Origin of the sequence: Pseudomonas kuykendallii, from assembly GCF_900106975.1 — a bacterium.
GTDB classification, from domain to species: Bacteria; Pseudomonadota; Gammaproteobacteria; order Pseudomonadales; family Pseudomonadaceae; genus Pseudomonas_O; species Pseudomonas_O kuykendallii.
In genome coordinates, this window is sequence record NZ_FNNU01000007.1 from 98,560 (window position 1) to 120,498 (window position 21,939).

Sequence of the window (21,939 nt, forward strand, 5' to 3'; positions counted from 1 at the left end):
CTTATCGTAGTCCTGCCTGTTGCAGGAGGACTTCCTCATGTTCGCGCCGCTCATGACAGCCTTGCGTGACTTGCACCTTCCGGTGCAGTTGCGCCTCTGGGACGGTAGCCACGTCGTCCTGGGCCCCAGCCCTGTGGTCACGTTGGTGGTGAATGACCCGGCGCTGGTCGGCCAGCTCGCCAGGCCCAGCCTGGACCTGCTGGGCAGCAGTTATGTCGAAGGCCGCCTCGGGCTGGAGGGGCCGATACTCGAGGTCATCCGTATCGCCGACAGCCTGTGCCGGGCCCTGATCGGTGAAGATACGGGCACTGCACCGAGTCGCCAGGCCCATGACAAGGCCACCGATGCGGCGGCGATCTCCTATCACTACGACCTTTCCAACGACTTCTACCGACTCTGGCTGGACCAGGACATGGTCTATTCTTGCGCCTATTTCGAAACCGGCGGGGAAGACCTCGACCAGGCGCAGCAGGCCAAGCTGCGCCACCTGTGTCGCAAGCTGCGCCTGCAGCCCGGCGACCGACTGCTGGACGTCGGCTGCGGATGGGGCGGGCTGGCGCGTTTCGCCGCGCGGGAGTTCGGTGCCGAGGTGTTCGGCATCACGCTCAGCCGCGCCCAGCTGGAGCTGGCGCGCCAGCGCGTGGTCGACGACGGCCTTGCCGGGCAGGTGCAACTGGAACTGATGGATTATCGCGAGTTGCCGCAGGACGGCCGTTTCGACAAGGTGGTCAGCGTCGGCATGTTCGAGCACGTCGGTCACGCCAACCTGCCGCTGTATTGCCGCACGCTGTTCAACGCGGTGCGTCCGGGCGGGCTGGTGATGAACCACGGCATCACCGCGCGCCACACCGACGGACGCCCGGTCGGCCACGGCGCCGGCGATTTCATCGGGCGCTATGTGTTTCCCCACGGAGAGCTGCCGCACCTGGCGATGATCAGTGCGCAGATCAGCGATGCCGGGCTGGAAATCGTCGATGTGGAAAGCCTGCGCCGGCACTACGCGCGCACCCTGGAGCTGTGGAGCGGGCGGCTGGAGGCGCGGCTGGAGCAGGCCAGGGCGCTGGTTCCGGAGGAGGCGCTGCGCATCTGGCGGCTCTACCTGGCCGGCTGCGCCTATGGCTTCGGGCGCAACTGGATCAACCTGCACCAGATCCTCGCGGTGAAGCCGCGGGAGGACGGCTCCCACGAGTTGCCCTGGTCCCGCGCCGACCTGTATGCCTGAAAGGGCGTGGGTGGGTTTTACTTCGCCGTCGAGCTAGGTACCTTGGCCGTCCTCGGAAAAAGGGAAGCCTCGGCCATGAGCGAATTGATCACCTACTACCTGGAAATGAACCAGTCGCAGGCGTTGCGCGCCAAGCCGCTGCCGGCCGGGTTGAGTGTCGTCGAATGCGAGCAGCCGCAGTTCGCCCTGAACCGCTTTCTCTACCAGTTGGTCGGCGGTCCCTGGGAATGGACCGACAAGCTGTCATGGAGCGACGCGCAATGGCGTGAACTGGTGGAAAACCCCGCGCACCGCACCTGGGTGGCTTACCGGCGCGGCGCCATCGCCGGCTATTACGAGCTGTATCGCCCGGATGAGCGCAACGTCGAGATTCTCTATTTCGGCCTGGCGCCGGAATTCTCCGGCCAGGGGCTGGGCGGGCCTCTGCTGTCCCACGCGGTCGCCTCGGGCTGGAACTGGCCGGGGACTGAGCGCATCTGGCTGCACACCTGCAGCCTGGATCACCCGGCCGCGCTGGCCAACTACAAGGCGCGCGGCTTCGAGCTGTATCACCAGATCGTGTCGGCGGAGTGACGCCGCTCAGGCCATGCCGGGACCTTCTTCGTCCGGCTCGGCCGGCGCTGCGCCAAGCTCGAACGGCTGCTCCTGGTCGTAGGCGCTCAGGGCGACACGTTCCAGGCCGCCGTGGGCACGCTGGCGCAGCGGCTTCAGTGCCATCTCCAGGTCGTGCACCGGCAACCGGGCGATGGCCTCCACCACGGCTTCGCCCGGCACGCTTTCCTCGTCCAGCAGGCGCTGGCTGATCTCGTCCAGCGCCGGCTTCATCCGCTGCAGCAGGGCGAAGCATTCACGGTTGAGCTGCTGCAGCAGGGCATCGGCCGAGCGCAGCGTTTCGCTGCTGTCGAATTCGATGTGCGCCTCGCGCACAGCCTGCAGGCTGAGCAGCGAGCCGGCTGGGCCCATGCCCAGCGCGCCGACCATCGACAGCGCCAGCTTCGAGGCCTCCTGCAGGTCCTGCCCGGCCCCGGACGAGACTTCATGGAAGTACAGCTGCTCGGCGTTACGCCCGGCGAGCAGCATCTGGATGCGTCCGCGCAGTTCGGATTCCAGGTGCAGGCGCTTGTCTTCCAGCGGCGTCACCAGCGTCACGCCGAGGGCCTGGCCGCGCGGCAGGATGGTGACTTTCTCCACCCGGCCGGTGTTCAGCGCGGCGGCGACCAGCGCGTGACCGGCTTCGTGCACGGCGATGCGCGTGCGTTCGGCGTCGGAGAGCGGGGTGACGCCGTCCGGCTTGGCGCCGATGCGGCTGATCTCGATGGCCTCCACCATGTGCTCCATCTCGACCCGCGCGGCGCGGTCGCGGGCGGCGAGCAGGGCTGCCTGGTTGACGATCGAGGCGATCGCCGCGGGGGTCAGGCCGACGCTGTTGCGTGCCAGCTGGGCGAAGTCGATGTCGGCGGCGCGGCGCAGCTTGCCGGCGTAGAGGCGGAACAGCGCGCCGCGGTCGGCCAGCGTCGGCAGGCCCACGGCGATCGAGCGGTCGAAACGCCCTTCACGCAGCAGCGCGGCGTCCAGCGAGTTGGGGAAGTTGGTCGCGCCCACCACCAGCACGCCTGAGCTGGCGTCGAAGCCGTCCATCTCGGTGAGGAAGCGGTTGATGATGCGGTTGCTCTCGGCGTCGCTGGAGCGAGTCTGCTCGGAGCGCTTGCCGATGCCGTCGATCTCGTCGATGAAGATGATGCACGGCGCCTGGCGCCGCGCGGCCTGAAACAGCGCCTTGACCTTCTGGATGCCGACGCCGAAATACATCGAGGAGAAGTCGCTGCCGGTGACCTGGATGAACGCTGCGTTGGCTTCGCTGGCCAGAGCCTTGGCCAGTTGCGTCTTGCCGGTGCCGGGCTCGCCGGTCAGCAGCACGCCGCGTGGCGGCCGCGCACCCAGTTCGACGAACGCGCTGGGGTCGCGCAGGTAGGCGGTAACGTCGGTCAGTGCCTGCTTGGCTTCGTGGGCGCCGATCACGCCGTCGAAGCCGACCCCGGTACTTTTGCGCAGGACCGCATACGGGCGCATTTTCACCGCCAGCATTGCCAGCAGGAGCAGTGCGAGCACGCCGAACGGCGCATAGGAGAGTGCGCCGGCATACCAGGGCGCTTCGCCATCGGTGCGGAACAGGCTGAGCGGGAAGAGTTCGCCACTGCCGTCGGCGTAGCGCTGCAGCAGCAGGTCGGCGATACGGCCGGACTGGTCCGGCAACCAGTAGCGAGCGCCGTCCTTGGTGCTGATGTAGACCGCGTCGCGATCCAGCGCGGCGCTAGCGATGCGTTTGTCGCGCAGGTCGGCGACCAGCGTGGACAGGTCGCGGCGGTTCTCCAGCCACGGCTGGGTCGATTCCTTCAGTTGCTCCAGCATCAACGCGGCCGCGCCGCTGGCGGCGGGCTTCGCTGCCTGCGGCCAGAGTTGCCAGGCGGCGCCGGCGAGCAGCGCGATGGCCAGGAAAGCGCCCATAAGCGCGGTGCGGCCTCGACGGTTGTTCAGCAAAGCAGGCTTCTTCATCGTGCTTCCAGGCGGGCGATGGCCCGACATCGATACGTCAACGCCGGGAGAACCGGCTGCGGTGCTGCGGAAAATCCGCTGTGAGGTGCACGCGAAGGCGGCACAACAAGGCTATCGGCGATAAGTTCCCTGTCTTGACGTCAAAAGACCGCCTTCTGTCGGCTGGCCCTACGCGCCTCCCGGCAGAGGGCAAAACGCATGATTTTTCAAAGGGTTCCATGTGGAACATGCATGGATGCAGGCTTTCGGCTCATCGAGAGCCTATTGGCAACCGACCAGGCGATTACAGGTTACCGAGCCACGGGTGCCGCTCGACGAGGAAAGCCGGCTGACGTCGTTCCAGCCGAGCCGGCGACTGGAGCCGATCCAGATCTCGCCATCGCTGGCGATGCCGCTGAAGAAGGTCAGCCGGCCGTAGCGGCTGCTGGTCTGGCGCCAATGGCGGCCGCTCAGGCTGTCGTAGCCACGCAGATAGGTATCCGAGCCGACTTTCGCCACCGCATAGGCATTGCCCAGGCGGTCTTCGCAGACCAGCAGATTGGCGCTGCGCAGACAATCCGTCTTCGGCAGCGGCAACAGCAGACGTGCCTGTGCCGATCCGCACGCGAGCAGGGCGAGGACGAAACTGCAGCGAATCGGCGAAAGCGATTTCATCGGCACGGTGAATCTCCAGTTCTCTTCAAATGTTATGATATAACAAAAAGAGCCGCCCTGAGCGAAACCGGAAGCGGCGGCAAAAACACCTACGTGATGCCCGATGAGGTAACCCGCATGACCCACCGTCTTCCCGTCACCGTGCTGTCCGGCTTCCTCGGCGCCGGCAAGAGCACCGTGCTCAACCATGTGCTGAGAAACCGCGAAAACCTGCGTGTGGCGGTGATCGTCAACGACATGAGCGAGATAAACATCGACGGCAGCGAAGTGCAGCGCGACGTCGTCCTCAACCGCGCCGAGGAAAAGCTCGTCGAGATGAGCAACGGCTGCATCTGCTGCACGCTGCGCGAGGACCTGCTGGAGGAAGTCAGCCGGCTGGCCCGCGAAGGCCGTTTCGACTACCTGCTGATCGAGTCCACCGGCATCGCCGAGCCGTTGCCGGTGGCGGAAACCTTCACCTTCCGCGACGAGCAGGGGCAGAGCCTGGCCGACCTGGCGCGCCTCGACACGCTGGTCACGGTGGTCGACGGGGTGAATTTCCTCCGCGATCTGCATGCCGCCGACAGCCTCGCCAGCCGCGGTGAAAGCCTGGGCGAGGACGACGAACGTTCGATCACCGACCTGCTGATCGACCAGGTGGAGTTCGCCGACGTCATCCTGATCAGCAAGATCGACCTGATCGCCTCGGCCGAGCGCGAGGAGCTGATGGCGATCCTGCGCCGGCTCAATACCCATGCCGAGATCCTGCCAATGAGCATGGGTGCGGTGTCGCTGGAGAAGATTCTCGACACCGGCCGCTTCGACTTCGAGCGCGCTGCCCAGGCGCCCGGCTGGCTGAAGGAAATGCGCGGCGAGCACATTCCCGAAACCGAGGAATACGGCATCGCCTCCGGCGCCTACCGCGCGCGGCGGCCGTTTCATCCGCAACGGTTCTTCGCCTTGCTCAACCGCGAATGGACCAACGGCCGCCTGCTGCGCTCCAAGGGCTTCTTCTGGCTGGCCAGCAAGCCGCAGGAGGCCGGCAGCTGGTCGCAGGCCGGCGGGCTGATGCGATACGGCTACGCCGGGCGCTGGTGGCGCTTCGTGCCGAAGAATCAGTGGCCGGATGACGACGAAGGGGTGCGCACGATCATGCGCCACTGGAGCGCGGACAGCGGCGATTGCCGCCAGGAACTGGTGTTCATCGGGCAGAACATCGACTTCGACCGGCTCACCGCCGAGCTCGACGCTTGCCTGCTCAGCGATGCGGAAATGGCCCTCGGCGCCGAGGCCTGGTTGCAGCTTCCCGACCCCTTCGGGCCCTGGACGGAGGCTGCCTAGCGGTGTCGCTCAGTCCGCCTTCGGGGTTATCCACTGGCCCTGGCTCTGGCCCTCGCAGGCCGGCTTGAGGAAGCGCGCGTCGCTGGCGACGCCGTAGTAGTGGATGTCTTCGAGGTAGGGCATGTTGGAGGTGCGCGCGCCGCTGCACACGCCGAAGGCGCCGCCCGGGCACTGCTCGACGAAACTCACGTCGACCTTCTGGTCCTTGAGTTGCGGCTCGCAGTAGCCGCTGCGGAACAGGCCGCTGGGGATGCTGCGATTCTGCTGGCAGATCTTCACTTCGACGTGCTCGTCCTGGCTGTGCACCACGCAGGCCTCGGCGAACGCCAGACCAGGCAAAAGCAGCAGGCTCAAGAGTAGTACGCGCATCGACATCTCCCGTGGAAGGCCGGCGACTTTATCACGGCGGATCGGCGTCGTTGAGCGCGCGGGGCTTCACTGATGACGAGCGAAACCGCACCATGCGCAGATGCTGAAGAACATCCCGACCTACCTTATCGCCGGGCCGCTGGGCGCCGGCAAGACCAGCCTGATCCGCGCGCTGCTGGCGCAGAAGCCGGCGGCCGAACGCTGGGCGGTGCTGATCAACGAATTCGGCCTTATCGGCCTGGACGCCGCGCTGCTCAGCACCGACGCCGACGGTGTCAGCCTCGCCGAGGTCGCCGGCGGCTGCCTGTGCTGCGTCAATGGCGCGCCGTTCCAGGTCGGCCTTGGCCGGCTGCTGCGCAAGGCACGGCCCGACCGGCTGTTCATCGAGCCGTCCGGGCTCGGTCATCCCGCCGAGCTGCTTCGCCAACTGAACGAGCCGCCGTGGGTCGGCGTGCTGGCGATACAGCCGCTGGTGATGGTGCTCGATGCTGCGGCGCTGGCGGCGGGCCAGGCGTTGCCGGACAGCCAGCGCGGCGCGCTGGACGAGGCGGGTCTGCTGCTGCTGAACAAGGCCGAGGACCTTGACGAGGCGACGTGCGCCAGGGTGCTCGCCGGATTGCCCGCGCGGCCCTGGCACTGGACCCGGAATGGCGACCTGGCGCTGGCCGATCTGCCCGGCCACGCGGCCACTGGCGAGACCGGCGGTGAGGTCGCCGCGCTGCCGGATGGCGCCTCCCCACCCGCGGCGCTCTGGCGCGATCCCGCTCAGGCGATCCGCCAGGTGCAGGAGCAGGCGGACGGCTGGAGCATCGGCTGGCGCTGGCACCCAAGCCAGCGTTTCGAGCTGTCGCGCTTGCAGCAATGGCTGACGCTGCTGCGCTGGCGACGCGCCAAGCTGGTGCTGCGGAGCGACGCCGGCTGGCTGTCGGGCAATGCGCTGGACGGCGAGGCGCCGCACTGGCGCGACAGCGAATGGCGCCGCGATTCGCGGATCGAGCTGATCTTCACCCAGGCGCAGGATGTCGAGGCGCTGTCGGCGGGGCTGGAGGCGTGTCGCTTGCCGGATGACACGGCGGTGGTGGGCTGAAGCCCTCCCTACGGCGGCCGGACAAACAACACACTCCTTATCGGTGCCCTGTAGGGTGCGCATGCGCACCATCGGTCCCGGCGCGGTGGATGCGGGGCGGGCGAACGGTTTATTCGACGGCACTACGAACGAAAACGGGCCCTTGCGGGCCCGTCGTCGGGAATAAAACGGCCACGGGTTAACGCGGCCAGAGCCAGTACGGCTCAGTCAATCCTTGTCCATCTGCGAATGGGTGCGGGTGTCCTTCATGAACACGTAGACCAGCAGCGAGCAGGCGATGCAGCCGGTCACGTACCAGTAGAAGCCGCTTTCCAGGCCGATGCTCTTGAACCACAGCGCGACGTACTCGGCGGTGCCGCCGAAGATCGACACGGTCAGCGCATACGGCAGGCCGACGCCGAGGGCGCGGATCTGGGTGGGGAAGAGCTCGGCCTTCACCACGGCGTTGATCGAGGTGTAGCCGCTGACGATGATCAGCGCCGCCATGATCAGGAAGAACGCGCCCCACCAGGTCTGGATGGTGTGCAGGGTGGTGAGGATCGGCACCGTGCACAGCGTGCCCAGCACACCGAAGGCGATCAGGATCGGGCGCCGTCCGATCTTGTCGGAGAGCGCGCCCACCAGCGGCTGCAGCAGCATGAACAGGAACAGCGTGGCGGCGGAGATCATCGTCGAATCGGTCTTGCTCATGCCGACGGTGTTCACCAGGTATTTCTGCATGTAGGTGGTGTAGGTGTAGAACGCCAGCGTACCGCCCATGGTCAGGCCGACCACGGTGAACACCGCCTTGGGATGACGCATCAGCGTGCGCATCAGGCTTTCGGTCGGCTTGTCCTTCTTCTTGGTGAAGGAATCGGTCTCTTCCATCCCGCGACGCAGAAACATGGCGACCACCGCGCACAGCGCGCCGATCAGGAACGGCACGCGCCAGCCCCAGCTTTCCAGCTGCTCAAGGGTCAGCGTCTGCTGCAGGACAATCAGCACCGCCAGGGCGATGAGCTGGCCGGAGATCAGCGTGACGTACTGGAAGCTGGAGAAGAAGCCACGGCTTTCCTTGGTCGCCGTCTCGCTCAGGTAGGTCGCCGAGGTGCCGTACTCGCCGCCGACCGAGAGGCCCTGCAGCAGGCGCGCGATCACCAGCAGCACCGGCGCGGCGACGCCGATGGTTTCGTAGCTCGGGGTCAGCGCGATCATCAGCGAGCCGAAGCACATCAGCAGCACCGAGGCCAGCAGCGCGGCCTTGCGGCCCTTGCGGTCGGCGTAGATGCCCATCAGCCAACCGCCGATGGGACGCATGATGAAGCCGACGGCGAAGATCGCCGCGGTGTTCAGCAACTGCGCGGTCTGGTCACCCTGGGGGAAGAAGGATTTGGCGAAGTACAGCGAGAAGGCGGCGTAGACGTACCAGTCGTACCACTCGACCAGGTTGCCCACCGAGCCGCTGAAAATCGATTTGATGCGTTGCGAGGTGCTGCGGGGTTCTGCGTTGGAAGCAGACAGCGTGCTGGAGCTATCCATCGTTATTCCTCTGATGTTGTTGTTTTTGGGCGCCGCCTCGGCCGCGCGAGTGCCGGTTGTCCATAGCAGATGCTGTGCCAGCGGCTGGAAGGCCCGTATCAGAGGGGTTGCGAGGGTTTTTAGGGGAGTCGATGCGCGGAATTCTGCCGACTGCTGCGGCTGGATAAGCGGAAATCCGCCTGTTTGAGGGGCTCTCGGTGCGCACGGCGCACCCTACGGCGGGCCGATCATCTCATTCCTCGTCACGCAGGAATTCGCCGCGGGCCAGGCCGTGGCGCTGCATCTTCTCGTTGAGCGTGCGCCGCGGCAGTTGCAGCAGGTTCATCGCCGTCTTGATCTCGCCCCCGCTGCGCGCCAGCGCCAGGCGCAGGCACTGCGCCTCGTAGGCCTCCATCAGCTCGGCCAGCGAAGGCTCGCCGGCGGTTGCCGGCAGCGGGCTTTCGTCGAGGCCGAGCACATGGCGTTCGGCGGCGTTGGCCAGTTCGCGCACGTTGCCCGGCCAGTCGTGGCTGAGCAGTTGCGCCAGGTGCAGCGGCGTCGGCGCGGTGGCCTCGCGACCGAGCCGGCTGGCGGCCTCGCGGGCGAAATGGGCGAACAGCAGGGCGACGTCCTCGCGCCGCTCGCGCAGCGCCGGCAAGTGCAATTCGGCGACGTTGAGGCGGTAGAACAGGTCCTCGCGGAAGCGCCCGGCGCGCACTTCCTCGCGCAGGTCGGGCTTGGTCGCGGCGATCACCCGCAGGTCGATGGCGATGCTCTGGTTCGAGCCGAGCCGCTCCAGGCGCTGTTCCTGCAGTACGCGCAGCAGCTTGACCTGCTGCGCCAGCGGCATGCTCTCGATCTCGTCGAGGAACAGCGTGCCGCCGTCGGCGTGCTCCAGCTTGCCGACGCGCTTGCCCTGGGCGCCGGTGAAGGCGCCGCTTTCGTGGCCGAACAGCTCGGTCTCGAACAGGTGCTCGGGAATCGCCGCGCAGTTGAGGGCGACGAAGGGCTTTTTCGCGCGCGGGCCGAAGTCGTGCAGGCAACGCGCGACCATCTCCTTGCCGCTGCCGGTCTCGCCGCGCAGCAGCACGTTGACCGGCGTCTGCGCCAGCGCCAGCAGCTGCCGGCGCAGCGTGCGGATCGCCGGGGAAACGCCGAGCAGGCGCGACTCGAGCACGTCGCCGTGCTCGACCTGGGCACGCAGTCGGCGGTTTTCCTGCACCAGGCGGCGCTTCTCCAGCGCCCGTCCGAGGGTTTCCAGCAGGCGTTCGGGGTCCACCGGTTTCTCGATGAAGTCGTAGGCGCCCAGGCGCATCGCTTCCACCGCCTGGGGCACGTCGCCGTGGCCGGTGACCATGATCAGCGGCAGCTCGGCGTCCATCGCGCGCACCGCTTGCAGCAGCGCCATGCCGTCCATGCCGGGCATGCGCAGGTCGCTGATCAGCACGCCGGCGAAGTCCGCGTCCAGGCTCGCCAGGCAGTCCCGGGCGTTGTCGAACAGGGTCACGGCGTAGCCGGACAGCTGCAGCCACTCACCGACCGCCTGGCGGATCACCGCCTCGTCGTCGACCAGGATCACCGGTCCGCGCATGCTGTTTCCTCCGGGGTGTGGATCGGCAGGCGCAGGCTGAACAGCGCGCCGTCGTCCAGGTTGGCGGCGCTCAGGTGGCCGCCGAGTTCGCCGACGATGGCGGCGGATACGGCCAGGCCGATGCCCAGCCCGGCGCCAGCCGGTTTAGTGGTGAAGAAGGCGTCGAAGACCTTGCTCAGGTGTTCCTCGGCGATGCCGCCGCCATTGTCGGCGACTTCCAGCAGCCAGTCCTCGCCGTCGCGTTGCAGGCTCAGGCGGATGCGCGGCTCGACCTTGCCGGTGACCGCGTCCAGTGCGTTGCTGAGCAGGTTGACCAGCACTTGCTCGAGGCGGATCGCGTCGCCGCTCAACCAGGCCGGGCGCTGCACGCGCTGCTCGATGCGCACTTGCGCCTGGCGCAAGTTCGGCGCCAGCAGTTGCAGCGCCTTGTCCAGCACGCCGCCCAGCTCCAGGCGCTCGCGGTTGCCGCCGGGGCTCCGGCGCGCGTAGGTCTTCAGGTGGCTGGTCAGTGCGCTCATGCGCTGCAGCAGTTCGTCGTGGCGGGCGAGGGCGGCGCGCGCCTGCTCCAGCTGGCCCTGGTCGAAGAGCAGGCGCAGGCTGGCCAGCTGCATGCGCAGGGCGGTCAGTGGCTGGTTGATCTCGTGTGCCAGCGCGGCGGACATCTGCCCCAGCGCCGCCAGCTTGGCCGCCTGCACCAGGCCGTCCTGGGCGGTGCGCAGGTCGGCGGTACGCTGTTCCACCAGGCGTTCCAGCTCCGCCCGGCTGCGCTGGCGCAGGCGCGCCAGGCGCCAGCGCTGGTGCAGGAACAGGCCGAGGAAGACCAGCGCCAGCCAGACGCCACCGGCGGCCAGGCTCGCATCGCGGGCGGCGTTGCCGCTCTGCGGCGCGCTGAGCAGGTGCAGCGTCCAACCCTCGTTGGGCAGCGCCATCGATTCCCAGAGCAGGTCCTCGGCGCCGTCGGGGCCGGCCACGCGCCGCAGGTGGCTGTCCTCGCCCAGGGTGCGCAGCTCGCCGTAGCGAAGCGGCTGCAGCGGTTGCTTGTCGTACTGCCGGGTGGCCGCGAGTTCGGCGCGCTCGGCCTCGCCGAGCGGGCGCAGCTCGCGATAGCGCCAGGCCGCGCGGTTGGCGAGGAACACCACGTCCTTGGCGTCGCTGGCGAGGATCAGGTCCGGGCGCGCGCTCCAGTCGGCCTCCAGATCGGGAAACTCCAGCTTGACCACGATCGCGCCGAGGAAGCTGCCGTCGTCGTCGCGGATCGCCTGGGACATGAAGTAGCCGGGAATCCCGCTGACCACGCCCACCGCGTAGAAGCGCCCGCTGCCTTGCCGGCGGGTGTCGAAGAAGTACGGCCGGTAGCCGTAGTTGTGGCCGACATAGCTGGTCGGCAGGCGCCAGTTGCTGGCGGCGACGGCCAGACCGTCGCGGTCCATCAGTTCGAGGGTCGACGAGCGCGCGGCGCCGTTGATGGCCTCCAGCTTGAGGTTGAGCCGCTCGCGCAGCGCGCCGTCCACCGGGCCGCGCAGGGCCGTCTTCAGCTCCGGGTCGAGCGCCAGCACCGCCGGCAGCGAGCGGTAGCGCTCGATCAGCGTCTGCAGGTTGCCGCCGATCAGGCTGAGCTGTTCGCGCGCCTGCACGCTCTGCTCGCGCAGGGCCTGGCGTTCGGCCTGGCGCCCGGCGAAATGCATCGCCAGCAGCAGGCCGGCGGCGAGCAGCAGGATCATCACGATGAGGCGCAGGGAACGGGGTGGCACGGGTGAACTCATGGTGTGGCCCGGCGAGCCGGGGAGGGGACAATCGAGGCAGGCCCGACCTTATCACGAGCCGTCGCCACGCTCTGCCCTTGTCCACGGCGACTGGATACACTGCGTTTCTCGAATAACAACTATTGCGCCCTCATGCACTTGCATCCCTGGTCTTTACCCGTCGCCGAGGGATTCACCCTGCGCGGCTGGCACAGCGAGCCGTCCGGCAAACCGCTGCTGCATTTCCTCCACGGCAACGGTTTCTGCTCTCGCACCTACGAACCCTTGCTGCGCCGGCTGAGCGACGATTTCGACCTGTGGCTGGGCGATTTCCAGGGCCACGGCGAAAGCGACCATGGCGGCACCTTCGTCGGCTGGAACCGCAGCGCCGAACTCGCGGTGCAGTGCTTCGAGTCCGGCCGCGGGGCGTTCGGCGAGGTGCCCCGGCTGGCCCTCGGGCACAGCTTCGGCGGCGTGCTCACCGGCCTGATCCTGGCCGAGCGGCCGGACCTGTTCCAGCGCGCGGTGCTGCTCGACCCGGTGCTGTTCAGCCCGCGCATGCTGATGGCGATGCGCTTCGCCGCGCTGTTCGGACAATACGGCCGGCACCAGATGGCGCGCCGGGCCGCGGCGCGGCGCAACCACTGGCCGGACCGCCCGGCGGTGCGCGCCAATTTCGAGGGCCGCGGGATCTTCAAGGGCTGGTGCGAGGAGGCGCTGGATGCGCACATCGAGCACGCGCTGCGTCCGGCGGCGGACGGCGGCGTGGAGCTGAAATGCCGGCCGAGCCGCGAGGCCGAGGTGTTCTCCTCGTCCCCGCAGCGCCTGTGGCCGACGCTGCGCCAGGTGCGCACGCCGACCCGGGTGATCCACGGTCGCGACAGCTACGCCTTCATCGCGCCCTCGGTGGCGCGCTGGTGCGCGGCGAGCCCGTCGCTGAGCGAGCAGACCGTCGACGGTGGACATTGCTTCATGCAGGAGCATCCCGAGCATACCGCCGTGCTGGTGCGCGGCTTCCTGCTGGAGCAGTCGTTCTGATCCGCTAGCTCTTGCGCTTCCACTGGTCGAGGCGGACCACGTTATCGGTGCGCCGCGGCGCCGGCGGTTCGTTCGGCACGCTTTCCAGGATGACGCTGGCGGCGACTTCCACCACCGGTGCGGGCATCGGCTCGGCGGCGGCCGGCAGCGGGTGCGCTTCCAGCTCGATACGGCCGAGGTGATTGCCGAACATCACCAGGGTGCCGGCATGGCGCTGCTCGCCGGTGACGGTGAACTCGAAGGCGTAGACCCGCGCGAAGCGCTTGCGCCCGCGGCTGTCGGCGACCAGGCCGAAACGGCGGAAAGCGACGTTCTCATCGAGCAGTTCCACCTGCACCTTCGCGCAATGCTGGCGCGCCAGGAGCAACGCGCGCTCGCGCACGCCGTGGCCATGCCAGAGCCAGGCGCCGGCGCCAGCCAGTAACAGCAGCAGGAACAGATTGCCGAGGGTCAGCATGGAGGGTCCAGTCGAGGGGCGGAGACAGGAGCTTACCCCAACCCCGGCGACTTTCAACGGGGCGCATCCGGGCTTTTTTCGCGGCCCGGTCAGGCCGTTTTTCAGGCCTGCAGCGCGCGGGGTTTCGGGTAGCGGCGGTCGGCCTTGCCGGCCTTCAGCACCTGCCCGGGCAGGGCATGGCCGACGATCGCCGGCAGCTCGGCGGCGACGCCCAGCAGGGCGTCGAGATCGACCCCGGTGTCCTCGCCCATCTGCGCGAACATGTGCACCAGGTCCTCGGTGCAGACGTTGCCGGTGGCGCCCGGCGCGTAGGGGCAGCCACCGAGCCCGCCGAGGGAGGCATCGAAGCGGCGGATGCCGACCTGGAACGCCGCCAGCGCGTTGGCCAGGCCCATGCCCCGGGTGTCGTGCACGTGCAGGGTGAAGCCGGCCTGCGGCCAGCGCGCCAGGGCTTCGCGGCAGATCCGCGCGACCTGCGCCGGGTTGGCCATGCCGGTGGTGTCGCACAGCGTCACGCCCTGCACGCCGATCGCCAGCAGCCGCTCGATCAGCTGGTAGACCCGTTCTTCCGCGATCTGGCCCTCGAACGGACAGCCGAAGGTGGTCGACAGCGAAGCGTTGATGAACACGCCGCTGCCGCGGGTGACCTGGATGATCTCGGCAAACTGCGCCAACGACTGCTCCGGAGTCATGCGCAGGTTGGCCAGGCCGTGGGTGTCGCTGGCCGACATCACCAGGTTGATCTCGTCCACCCCGCAAGCCAGGGCGCGCTCGGCGCCCTTCACGTTGGGCACCAGTACGCTGTACTCGACGCCCGGCACGCGGGTGATGCCGTGCATCACCTCCTCGGCATCGCGCAGGTTGGGGATCGCCCTGGGCGAGGTGAACGAGGTCGCCTCGATCTTCGCCAGGCCGCAGCGCGACAGCGCGTCGATCAGGGCGATCTTGGTCTCGGTGGCGATGAAGTCGGCTTCGATCTGGAAGCCGTCGCGGGTAGCGACTTCCTGGATGTAGAGACGGGTCATGGGGCAATCCTGTTGGGTCGGGTATGTGGCCCGGGTCGAGCGCAGCGACACCCGGGACGGATCTCCTGGGTATCACGTCGTTCAACCCAGGCTACCGGCGATGGCTGGCTTCAGATGATGCCGCGCTCACGCAGGCCGGCGACCTGTTCCGCGCTGAGGCCGAGCCCTGCCAGGATGTCCTCGCTGTGCTCGCCGAGCTGCGGGCCGCCGCCGCCGATGCGGCCCGGCGTGCGGCTGAGCTTGGGCAGCACGCCGGGCACTTTCAGCGGGCCGGCGCTGGTCTGCACCTGCGCGATCATCTGCCGCGCCAGATAGTGCGGGTCGGCGACGATGTCGGCGGCGCTGTAGGGGAAGCCGGCCGGCACGCGCACCTCGTTGAGCGCGGCGATCACTTCGTCGCGGCCGCGCTGCAGCGTCCACTCGGCGATGGCGTTGTCGATCAGCTCGGCGTGTTGGCTGCGCCCGTCGTTGTGCGCGTAGCGCGGGTCGTCGCCAAGATCGGTGCGGCCGATCAACGTCATCAGGCGCTTGAAGATGCTGTCACCGTTGCCGGCGATCAGCACGTAGCGGCCGTCGTTGCACGGGTAGGAGTTCGACGGCGTGATGCCGGGCAGCGCGCTGCCGGCCGGCTCGCGGACGTAGCCGAAGGCGTCGTACTCGGGCACCAGGCTTTCCATCATGGCGAACACCGACTCGTACAGAGCCACGTCGATGTTCTGGCCGAGGCCGCTGCGCTGGCGTTCCTGCAGCGCCAGCAGCACGCCGATCACGCCATACAGCGAGGACAGCGAGTCGCCGATGCTGACGCCAACGCGCACCGGCGCCTGGCCGGGGTAGCCGGAGAGGTGGCGCAGGCCGCCCATCGCCTCGCCGATCACGCCGAAACCGGGGCGATCGCGATAGGGGCCGGTCTGCCCGTAACCGGAGATGCGCAGCATGATCAGCCGCGGGTTGATCTCGGCCAGCGCGTCCCAGCCCAGGCCCCATTCTTCCAGCGTGCCGGGACGGAAGTTCTCCACCAGCACGTCGGCCTCGGCGATCAGCCGGCGGGCGATCTCCTGGCCTTCGGCGGCTTTCAGGTCGAGGCTCAGCGAGCGCTTGTTGCGCGACTGAACGTGCCACCAGAGCGAGGTACCGTCCTTGAGCTTGCGCCATTTGCGCAGCGGGTCGCCGATGCCCGGCGGCTCGATCTTCACCACGTCGGCGCCGAATTCGCCGAGCATCTTGCTGGCGAAGGGGCCGGCGATCAGCTGGCCCATCTCCACCACCCTGAGGCCCTGAAGTGGCAGGTTGCTCTGCATCATGTCCGTCCCCTCGTTCTGTATGGCGGTGAGCATGGAACAGCCCGCGGCGGCGGACAATCAACGAATCGCCAAGCTATCCTTCGTGCTTCGCGAAGGCGTAAAGCCGAATGCCTTCTACAGGCCGGTTTCCCGGCATGCGTTTCGCCAATCGCGAACACAGGAAGCCCCATGCGCCGTATCGATTTCGTCACCCTCAGGCTCTTCGTCAGTATCGCCGACGAACGCAGCCTGACCCGCGCCGCCGAGCGCGAACACCTGGCCCTGGCCGCAGTGAGCAAACGCATCAGCGACCTGGAGAACCAGCTCGGCAGCGCCCTGCTGTATCGCCAGCCGAAGGGCGTCGAGCTGACCCCGGCCGGCCACGCGCTGCTGCATCACGCGCACACCCTGCTCGACGACCTGCAGCAGATGAGCGCCGACCTCAGCGAGTTCAGCCTCGGCGTGAAGGGCCACGTACGCATCCATGCCAACACCTCGGCGGTGATCGAATTCCTTCCCGAGGATTTGAGCCGCTTCGCACGCGCGCACCCGGAGGTGAAGATCGACCTCGAGGAGCGGGTCAGCAGCGAAACCGTACGCGCGGTGCGCGAGGGCCTGGCCGACATCGGCATCTTCGCCGGGCACGTGCAGGCCGACGAGCTGCAGGTCTTCAGCTACCGCCACGACCAGCTCGCGCTGGTCACCCCGCGCGATCACCCGCTGGCCGGGCTCCGCGATGTCGCCCTGCGCGACGCCATCGGCTACGACTTCATCGGCCTGCAACAGGATTCCTCGCTGCACGGTCTGTTGCAGCGCACCGCGCACCAGCTCGGCCGGCCTCTGCGGATGCGTATCCAGGTGCGCAGCTTCGAGGCGATCAGCCGGATGATCCAGACCGGCATGGGCGTCGGCGTGCTGCCCGAAGCCGCGGTGCGCGACCTGCTGCCGGCGCTCGACGTGGCGGTGATTCCGCTCACCGACCCCTGGGCCAGGCGCGAACTGAAGGTCGGCGTGCGCAGCCTGGAGCGCCTGTCGGTCACCGCGCGGCAGATGCTCGAACACCTGCTCGCGGACGCGCCCGGCTCTTCCCGCGCCGCGGCATCAGCGGATGACCGGGGGCAATCCGCTCGCTGAAAAAGCCGGTAGGATGCGCTCCGACTTCGCAGACCTGCCGGTAATCCTCCTTGCACCGACGCGGCCCCACACGACACGCAGCCTGGCTTGGCCTCTTCGCCATGCTGCTGGTGTTCGCCGGTCCGTTGCTGTCGCAGGGTATGGCGCACCACGCCATGCCGGGGATGCAGGCGTCGATGGACATGGCCGCGATGCCGGGCATGCACGACATGCCGGGCATGGCGCACGCCGACGCCCATCCCGCCAGCACCGGCGCCGACGATGCGCTGTGGGCCCAGTGCGGCTACTGCACCCTGTTGTTCAGTTGCCCGGCCCTGGTCGCGGCGCCCTTCGATCTGCCGCCGGCAGGTCTGTTCATCACCCCGCTGGCAACCCCACGGATCGTCGACGGCCACGCCGCTTCAGCGGTGTTCCCCGGCGCACGCAGCCGCGCGCCACCGCTGTTTTCCTGATCGTCCCCCCGACCCGCTGACCTCTCGGCGCGCCTGCGCGCGCGCGGCGCAGCGGCATCCGTCTCCCGATCATGGAAAGCACATGTCCACATTACGTACCCGCGCGCGCCTGGTTTTCGTCGCCAGCCCGCTGCTGCTGAACGCGCCTTTCGCGTTGTCTGCGCCTGACGAATCGAGCCCGCTCGAACTGGAAACCCAGGTGGTCACGGCGGTTGCGCCGCAATCCCCGCTGACCGTCGTCACCGACCCGAAACAGCCACGCCAGCCGGTGCCGGCCAGCGACGGCGCCGATTACCTGAAGACCATCCCCGGCTTCTCGGTGATCCGCGCCGGTGGCAGCAACGGCGATCCGGTGCTGCGCGGGATGTTCGGCTCGCGGCTGAACATCCTCACCAACGGCGGCCAGATGATCGGCGCCTGCCCCAACCGGATGGACGCGCCGACGTCCTACATTTCGCCGGAAACCTTCGACAGCCTGACCGTGATCAAGGGCCCGCAGAGCGTGCTCTACGGTCCCGGCGCCTCGGCCGGCACGGTGCTTTTCGAGCGCGATCCGGAGCGCTTCGGCGAACTCGGCGCGCGCCTCGATGGCAGCGTTCTAGTGGGCTCCAACGGGCGCTTCGACAAGGTCGTCGACGGCGCCGTGGGCGGCTCGCAGGGCTATCTGCGGGTCGTCGGCAACCAGGCCCGCGCCGACGACTACCGCGACGGCAACGGCCACCACGTGCCGTCGAAATGGGACAAGTGGAACGGCGATGTCGCCCTCGGCTGGACGCCGGACGCCGACACCCTGGTCGAGCTCAGCGCTGGTGCCGGCGACGGCGAGGCGCGCTACGCCGGGCGTGGCATGGACGGTGCGCAGTTCAAGCGCGAAAGCCTGGCCCTGCGCCTGAAGAAGTCCAACATCGGCGAGGTGCTGCAGGAGCTGGAGGCGCGGGTGTACTACAACTACGCCGACCACGTGATGGACAACTACAGCCTGCGCACGCCCTCGGGGACCGGCATGATGGCCGGGCCGATGGCGGCCGATGTCGACCGCCGCACCCTCGGCGGGCGCGTCTCCGCTACCTGGCGCTGGGTCGACTGGCAACTGATCGGCGGGGCCGATGCCCAGGTCAGCGAACACCGCGAGCGCAGCGCCTCGGGCATCGACACCTACGACGACCAGCCCTGGAGCCACGACGCGACCATGCGTAACGCCGGCCTGTTCAGCGAATTGACCTGGTACGCCGCCGAACGTCGCCGGCTGATCGGCGGTGCGCGCCTGGACCGCGCCTCGGCCCGCGACTACCGCTCCAGCCTCGGTTCGGGCATGGGCGCGGTGGCCAACCCCACCGCCGGCGACACGCGCAGCGACAGCCTGCCGAGCGGCTTCCTGCGCTTCGAGCAGGACCTCGCCGACTCGCCGACGACGCTGTATGCCGGCGTGGGCCACGTGCAGCGTTTCCCCGACTACTGGGAGCTGTACTCGCCGGATGCCGGCCCGGCCGGCTCGGCGAACGCCTTCGACGGCGTCCGTCCGGAAAAGACCACCCAGCTCGACATCGGCGCGCAGTACGCCGGCGAGCACCTGCAGGCGTGGGCCTCGGCCTATGCCGGCCAGGTCCGCGACTACATCCTCTTCGAGTACCGCAACGGCGGGATGATGGGCAGCAGCTCGCAGGCGCGCAACGTCGATGCGCGGATCATGGGCGGCGAGCTGGGTGCGGCCTATCACCTGAGCGAGCACTGGAAGGCCGATGCGACGCTGGCCTATTCCTGGGGCAAGAACAGTTCGGACGGGGAGGCGCTGCCGCAGATGCCGCCGCTGGAATCCCGCCTCGGGCTGACCTACGAGCGTGACGACTGGAGCGTCGGCGCCCTCTGGCGGCTGGTCGCCGAGCAGGGCCGGGTGGCGCAGGACAAGGGCAACGTGGTCGGCAAGGATTACGGCGACAGCAGCGGCTTCGGCGTCTTCTCGCTCAACGGCAGCTATCGGCTGAGCGAGCAGGTCAAGCTCAGCGCCGGGGTCGACAACCTGTTCGACAAGGCCTACGCCGAACACCTCAACCTGGCCGGCAATGCCGGCTTCGGCTACGCCGCCGACGATCCGCAGCCGGTGCAGGAGCCGGGACGCACGCTGTGGACCAAGGTGAACTTCAGCTTCTGACCGCAGGCGTTCGCAGGGTGGGCCGCGACCCGCCCTGCGTTCCGATCAAACCGCCGCTACCCGACGCTCTTCCAGCCGCTCGAACATGCTGCGGGCGATTTCCCGCTCGCCCATCACCACGAGATCCGCGCCGCTCTGTTCGAGGTGTTCCACCTCGGCGTCGAAATGCGCGCGGGCGATGATGCACAGCTGCGGGCACAGCTCGCGCGCGTGCTGGACGATCTTCGCCGCCTCGAACCCATTGGGTATCGCCACCAGCAGCCAGCGCGCCGAGCCGATGTTGGCCTGCTCCAGCACGCCCGATTTCACCGCGTTGCCAAGCACCGCGCTGATGCCCGCTTCGCGCAGGCCGTCGATGCCGCCCAGGTCATCCTCGATCACCACCAGCGGCGTGCCGGTTTCGCGCAGGCGCGCGCTGATCAGCCGGCCGACGCGGCCGTGGCCGATGAGGATGGCGTGGTCGCGCTCGTCGATCGGCGGCGGCGCGTCGACCTCCGCCGGCGCCGGTGCCGGGCCGGGTTCGCGCCGGTCGAGCCAGGGTTTGAGGCGGGTGATGGCGATGAACAGCAGCGGGTTGACCAGGATCGACAGGATCGCGCCGGCCAGCAGCAGGTCGCGACCCTGGGCCGGCAACAGCTCCAGGCCGATGCCGAGGGCGATCAGGATGAAACTGAACTCGCCGATCTGCGCCAGGCTGGCGGCGATGGTCAGTGCCGTGGACAGCGGATGGCCGAAGGCACGGACGATCAGCAGCGCGCCGATCGACTTGCCGAGGACGATGACCAGGAAGGTCGCCAGCACCGGCAGCGGTTCGGCGATCAGGATGCGCGGGTCGAAGAGCATGCCGACCGAGACGAAGAACAGCACGGCGAAGGCGTCGCGCAGCGGAAGGGTCTTCTCCGCCGCGTCGTGGCTGAGTTCCGATTCGTTGAGGACCATCCCGGCGAAGAACGCGCCGAGAGCGAAGGACACGTCGAACAGCACCGCCGAACCGAAGGCGATGCCCATGGCGATGCTCAGCACGGCGAGGGTGAACAGCTCGCGCGAGCCCGTGCTGGCCACCTTGCCCAGCAGCCAGGGCACGAAGCGGCGACCGCCCACCAGCATCAGCACGATGAAGGTGGCGACCTTGCCGAGGGTCAGCAGCAGCTCCATGGGCAGGCTGACGTCGGCATTCGCCTGCTTGCCGCCGAGCAGCCCGGATACCGCCGGCAGCAACACCAGCACCAGCACCATCAGCAGGTCCTCGACGATCAGCCAGCCGATGGCGATGCGCCCGCGCTGGGTGTCGAGCAACTGGCGCTCCTCGAGTGCGCGCAGCAGCACCACGGTACTCGCCACCGACAGCGCCAGGCCGAACACCAGCCCGGCGCCGAGCGTCCAGCCCAGCGCCCAGGCCAGGCCCATGCCGAGCAGGGTGGCGACGACGACCTGCACCAGCGCGCCGGGAATCGCGATGCCCTTCACCGACATCAGGTCCTTCAGCGAGAAGTGCAGGCCGACGCCGAACATCAGCAGGATCACACCGAGTTCGGAAATCTCCAGCGACAGCGCCTGGTCGGCGACGAATCCGGGGGTGAACGGGCCGGCGACCACGCCGGCCAGCAGGTAGCCCACCAGCGGCGAGATGCGCAGGCGGTTGGCCAGGCCGCCCAGGATGAACGCCAGCACCAGCCCGGCGGCGAGGGTGGCGATCAGCGGGGTTTGATGGGGCATGCGGCTCTCCTTGGCACGGGACCTGGCCGCCGCGCGTTGCAGAGCGGCCGCGGGCGAAGCGGGGCGGATGCGCGAAGCGCGCCTTCCACTCCTCAGAGTAACCGCTCAAGGACCTTGGTTGGCGCCGGTTTGTCCTTGATTTTGCAACGGAATCTTACTCGTAGCTGTCCTTGAGCCCCTGGTAGCGCTGCTCCAGTTCCTGGCGGATCTGGCGGCGCTGCTGGGCCTGGGCGAAACGCCGTTTCTCGTCGTAGGTTTCCGGCTGCAGCGGCGGCACCGGCGACGGTTTGCCGTCCTGGTCCATTGCGACCATGGTGAAGAAGCTGCTGTTGGTATGCCGCACCGAGCGCTCGCGGATGTTCTCGGTGACCACCTTCACGCCGACTTCCATCGAGGTGCGCCCGGTGTAGTTGACCGAGGCGAGGAAGGTCACCAGTTCGCCGACGTGCACTGGCTCGCGGAAGATCACCTGGTCCACCGACAGCGTCACCACGTAGCGACCGGCATAGCGGCTGGCGCAGGCGTAGGCGACTTCGTCGAGGTACTTGAGCAGGGTGCCGCCGTGCACGTTGCCGGAAAAGTTGGCCATGTCCGGCGTCATCAGCACCGTCATCGTCAATTGAGTGGTTCCGGCTTCCATGGCATCCCTC

Annotated in this window: 19 protein-coding genes; 8 read left to right on the plus strand and 11 right to left on the minus strand. The window is 68.2% G+C overall.

What is annotated here, in order from left to right; all coding sequences use genetic code 11:
- Nucleotides 1-37: 37 nt before the first annotated feature.
- Together cfaB and BLV15_RS19875 are read left to right on the plus strand one after the other, a co-directional pair.
- Nucleotides 38-1,222 carry a C17 cyclopropane fatty acid synthase CfaB gene (gene cfaB, locus BLV15_RS19870; RefSeq protein WP_090231456.1) on the plus strand — a complete coding sequence of 395 codons (1,185 nt, stop codon included), beginning with the start codon at nucleotides 38-40 and terminating at the stop codon, nucleotides 1,220-1,222.
- Nucleotides 1,223-1,297: 75 nt separating this feature from the next.
- Entirely contained in the window at nucleotides 1,298-1,795 is a 498-nt protein-coding gene (locus BLV15_RS19875; protein WP_090231457.1) for a GNAT family N-acetyltransferase, read from the plus strand.
- 6 nt (nucleotides 1,796-1,801) lie between these two features.
- Here the strand turns inward: BLV15_RS19875 and BLV15_RS19880 are convergent, their stop codons facing one another.
- Together BLV15_RS19880 and BLV15_RS19885 are read right to left on the minus strand one after the other, a co-directional pair.
- Entirely contained in the window at nucleotides 1,802-3,775 is a 1,974-nt protein-coding gene (locus BLV15_RS19880; protein ID WP_090231458.1) for an AAA family ATPase, read from the minus strand.
- 261 nt (nucleotides 3,776-4,036) lie between these two features.
- The gene (locus BLV15_RS19885) at nucleotides 4,037-4,429 is read right to left on the minus strand and encodes a glutamine synthetase (protein ID WP_090231459.1); all 393 of its coding nucleotides are present in this window, start codon (nucleotides 4,427-4,429) and stop codon (nucleotides 4,037-4,039) included.
- A gap of 117 nt (nucleotides 4,430-4,546) precedes the next feature.
- On the opposite strand from BLV15_RS19885, the gene zigA reads away from it, so the two are divergent.
- Complete coding sequence (zigA, locus tag BLV15_RS19890; protein WP_090231460.1) at nucleotides 4,547-5,749, plus strand: zinc metallochaperone GTPase ZigA; 1,203 nt, start codon at nucleotides 4,547-4,549, stop codon at nucleotides 5,747-5,749.
- A gap of 9 nt (nucleotides 5,750-5,758) precedes the next feature.
- Here the strand turns inward: zigA and BLV15_RS19895 are convergent, their stop codons facing one another.
- Nucleotides 5,759-6,118, minus strand: a complete 360-nt coding sequence (locus BLV15_RS19895) for an NADH:ubiquinone oxidoreductase (RefSeq protein WP_090231461.1) — start codon at nucleotides 6,116-6,118, stop codon at nucleotides 5,759-5,761.
- A gap of 100 nt (nucleotides 6,119-6,218) precedes the next feature.
- On the opposite strand from BLV15_RS19895, the gene BLV15_RS19900 reads away from it, so the two are divergent.
- Nucleotides 6,219-7,205 carry a CobW family GTP-binding protein gene (locus BLV15_RS19900; protein WP_090231462.1) on the plus strand — a complete coding sequence of 329 codons (987 nt, stop codon included), beginning with the start codon at nucleotides 6,219-6,221 and terminating at the stop codon, nucleotides 7,203-7,205.
- Between the two features lie 207 nt (nucleotides 7,206-7,412).
- Here the strand turns inward: BLV15_RS19900 and BLV15_RS19905 are convergent, their stop codons facing one another.
- The 3 genes from BLV15_RS19905 to BLV15_RS19915 all read right to left on the minus strand — a co-directional run bounded on the left by BLV15_RS19905 (nucleotide 7,413) and on the right by BLV15_RS19915 (nucleotide 12,056).
- The gene (locus BLV15_RS19905; protein WP_090231463.1) at nucleotides 7,413-8,723 is read right to left on the minus strand and encodes an MFS transporter; all 1,311 of its coding nucleotides are present in this window, start codon (nucleotides 8,721-8,723) and stop codon (nucleotides 7,413-7,415) included.
- 232 nt (nucleotides 8,724-8,955) lie between these two features.
- Nucleotides 8,956-10,293, minus strand: a complete 1,338-nt coding sequence (locus BLV15_RS19910) for a sigma-54-dependent transcriptional regulator (protein ID WP_090231464.1) — start codon at nucleotides 10,291-10,293, stop codon at nucleotides 8,956-8,958.
- Entirely contained in the window at nucleotides 10,278-12,056 is a 1,779-nt protein-coding gene (locus BLV15_RS19915; RefSeq protein WP_090231465.1) for an ATP-binding protein, read from the minus strand. The genes BLV15_RS19910 and BLV15_RS19915 overlap by 16 nt, the downstream gene beginning before the upstream one ends.
- Before the next feature lie 132 nt (nucleotides 12,057-12,188).
- Between BLV15_RS19915 and BLV15_RS19920 the strand changes: the two genes are divergently transcribed.
- On the plus strand, nucleotides 12,189-13,073 hold the full coding sequence (locus BLV15_RS19920; protein ID WP_090231466.1) for an alpha/beta fold hydrolase: 885 nt from the start codon (nucleotides 12,189-12,191) through the stop codon (nucleotides 13,071-13,073).
- Nucleotides 13,074-13,077: 4 nt separating this feature from the next.
- Here the strand turns inward: BLV15_RS19920 and BLV15_RS19925 are convergent, their stop codons facing one another.
- The 3 genes from BLV15_RS19925 to BLV15_RS19935 all read right to left on the minus strand — a co-directional run bounded on the left by BLV15_RS19925 (nucleotide 13,078) and on the right by BLV15_RS19935 (nucleotide 15,859).
- Complete coding sequence (locus tag BLV15_RS19925; RefSeq protein WP_090231467.1) at nucleotides 13,078-13,530, minus strand: DUF3301 domain-containing protein; 453 nt, start codon at nucleotides 13,528-13,530, stop codon at nucleotides 13,078-13,080.
- 101 nt (nucleotides 13,531-13,631) lie between these two features.
- The gene (locus BLV15_RS19930) at nucleotides 13,632-14,555 is read right to left on the minus strand and encodes a hydroxymethylglutaryl-CoA lyase (RefSeq protein WP_090231468.1); all 924 of its coding nucleotides are present in this window, start codon (nucleotides 14,553-14,555) and stop codon (nucleotides 13,632-13,634) included.
- A 110-nt stretch (nucleotides 14,556-14,665) separates the two neighbouring features.
- Nucleotides 14,666-15,859, minus strand: a complete 1,194-nt coding sequence (locus BLV15_RS19935) for a CaiB/BaiF CoA transferase family protein (protein WP_090231469.1) — start codon at nucleotides 15,857-15,859, stop codon at nucleotides 14,666-14,668.
- Between the two features lie 168 nt (nucleotides 15,860-16,027).
- Between BLV15_RS19935 and BLV15_RS19940 the strand changes: the two genes are divergently transcribed.
- From BLV15_RS19940 to BLV15_RS19950, 3 genes are all read left to right on the plus strand, one after another.
- The gene (locus BLV15_RS19940; protein ID WP_090231470.1) at nucleotides 16,028-16,972 is read left to right on the plus strand and encodes a LysR family transcriptional regulator; all 945 of its coding nucleotides are present in this window, start codon (nucleotides 16,028-16,030) and stop codon (nucleotides 16,970-16,972) included.
- A 50-nt stretch (nucleotides 16,973-17,022) separates the two neighbouring features.
- The gene (locus BLV15_RS19945) at nucleotides 17,023-17,424 is read left to right on the plus strand and encodes a DUF2946 domain-containing protein (protein ID WP_245728241.1); all 402 of its coding nucleotides are present in this window, start codon (nucleotides 17,023-17,025) and stop codon (nucleotides 17,422-17,424) included.
- Between the two features lie 82 nt (nucleotides 17,425-17,506).
- Nucleotides 17,507-19,573, plus strand: coding sequence for a TonB-dependent copper receptor (locus BLV15_RS19950; RefSeq protein ID WP_090231472.1), 2,067 nt, complete (start codon nucleotides 17,507-17,509; stop codon nucleotides 19,571-19,573).
- Nucleotides 19,574-19,618: 45 nt separating this feature from the next.
- Here the strand turns inward: BLV15_RS19950 and ybaL are convergent, their stop codons facing one another.
- On the minus strand, nucleotides 19,619-21,289 hold the full coding sequence (gene ybaL / locus BLV15_RS19955) for a YbaL family putative K(+) efflux transporter (protein WP_090231473.1): 1,671 nt from the start codon (nucleotides 21,287-21,289) through the stop codon (nucleotides 19,619-19,621).
- 154 nt (nucleotides 21,290-21,443) lie between these two features.
- Complete coding sequence (locus BLV15_RS19960) at nucleotides 21,444-21,929, minus strand: acyl-CoA thioesterase (RefSeq protein ID WP_090231474.1); 486 nt, start codon at nucleotides 21,927-21,929, stop codon at nucleotides 21,444-21,446.
- Nucleotides 21,930-21,939: the final 10 nt, after the last annotated feature.

Excerpts from the sequence above, each read along its gene's own strand:
- zigA (WP_090231460.1), top strand. The coding sequence starts at position 4,547 with ATGACCCACCGTCTTCCCGTCACCGTGCTGTCCGGCTTCCTCGGCGCC.
- BLV15_RS19915 (WP_090231465.1), bottom strand. The coding sequence starts at position 12,056 with ATGAGTTCACCCGTGCCACCCCGTTCCCTGCGCCTCATCGTGATGATC.
- cfaB (WP_090231456.1), top strand. The coding sequence starts at position 38 with ATGTTCGCGCCGCTCATGACAGCCTTGCGTGACTTGCACCTTCCGGTG.
- BLV15_RS19935 (WP_090231469.1), bottom strand. The coding sequence starts at position 15,859 with ATGATGCAGAGCAACCTGCCACTTCAGGGCCTCAGGGTGGTGGAGATG.
- BLV15_RS19950 (WP_090231472.1), top strand. The coding sequence starts at position 17,507 with ATGTCCACATTACGTACCCGCGCGCGCCTGGTTTTCGTCGCCAGCCCG.
- BLV15_RS19880 (WP_090231458.1), bottom strand. The coding sequence starts at position 3,775 with ATGAAGAAGCCTGCTTTGCTGAACAACCGTCGAGGCCGCACCGCGCTT.
- BLV15_RS19930 (WP_090231468.1), bottom strand. The coding sequence starts at position 14,555 with ATGACCCGTCTCTACATCCAGGAAGTCGCTACCCGCGACGGCTTCCAG.
- BLV15_RS19900 (WP_090231462.1), top strand. The coding sequence starts at position 6,219 with ATGCTGAAGAACATCCCGACCTACCTTATCGCCGGGCCGCTGGGCGCC.
- BLV15_RS19895 (WP_090231461.1), bottom strand. The coding sequence starts at position 6,118 with ATGCGCGTACTACTCTTGAGCCTGCTGCTTTTGCCTGGTCTGGCGTTC.
- BLV15_RS19905 (WP_090231463.1), bottom strand. The coding sequence starts at position 8,723 with ATGGATAGCTCCAGCACGCTGTCTGCTTCCAACGCAGAACCCCGCAGC.
- BLV15_RS19940 (WP_090231470.1), top strand. The coding sequence starts at position 16,028 with ATGCGCCGTATCGATTTCGTCACCCTCAGGCTCTTCGTCAGTATCGCC.
- BLV15_RS19885 (WP_090231459.1), bottom strand. The coding sequence starts at position 4,429 with ATGAAATCGCTTTCGCCGATTCGCTGCAGTTTCGTCCTCGCCCTGCTC.
- BLV15_RS19925 (WP_090231467.1), bottom strand. The coding sequence starts at position 13,530 with ATGCTGACCCTCGGCAATCTGTTCCTGCTGCTGTTACTGGCTGGCGCC.
- BLV15_RS19920 (WP_090231466.1), top strand. The coding sequence starts at position 12,189 with ATGCACTTGCATCCCTGGTCTTTACCCGTCGCCGAGGGATTCACCCTG.
- ybaL (WP_090231473.1), bottom strand. The coding sequence starts at position 21,289 with ATGCCCCATCAAACCCCGCTGATCGCCACCCTCGCCGCCGGGCTGGTG.
- BLV15_RS19910 (WP_090231464.1), bottom strand. The coding sequence starts at position 10,293 with ATGCGCGGACCGGTGATCCTGGTCGACGACGAGGCGGTGATCCGCCAG.
- BLV15_RS19960 (WP_090231474.1), bottom strand. The coding sequence starts at position 21,929 with ATGGAAGCCGGAACCACTCAATTGACGATGACGGTGCTGATGACGCCG.
- BLV15_RS19875 (WP_090231457.1), top strand. The coding sequence starts at position 1,298 with ATGAGCGAATTGATCACCTACTACCTGGAAATGAACCAGTCGCAGGCG.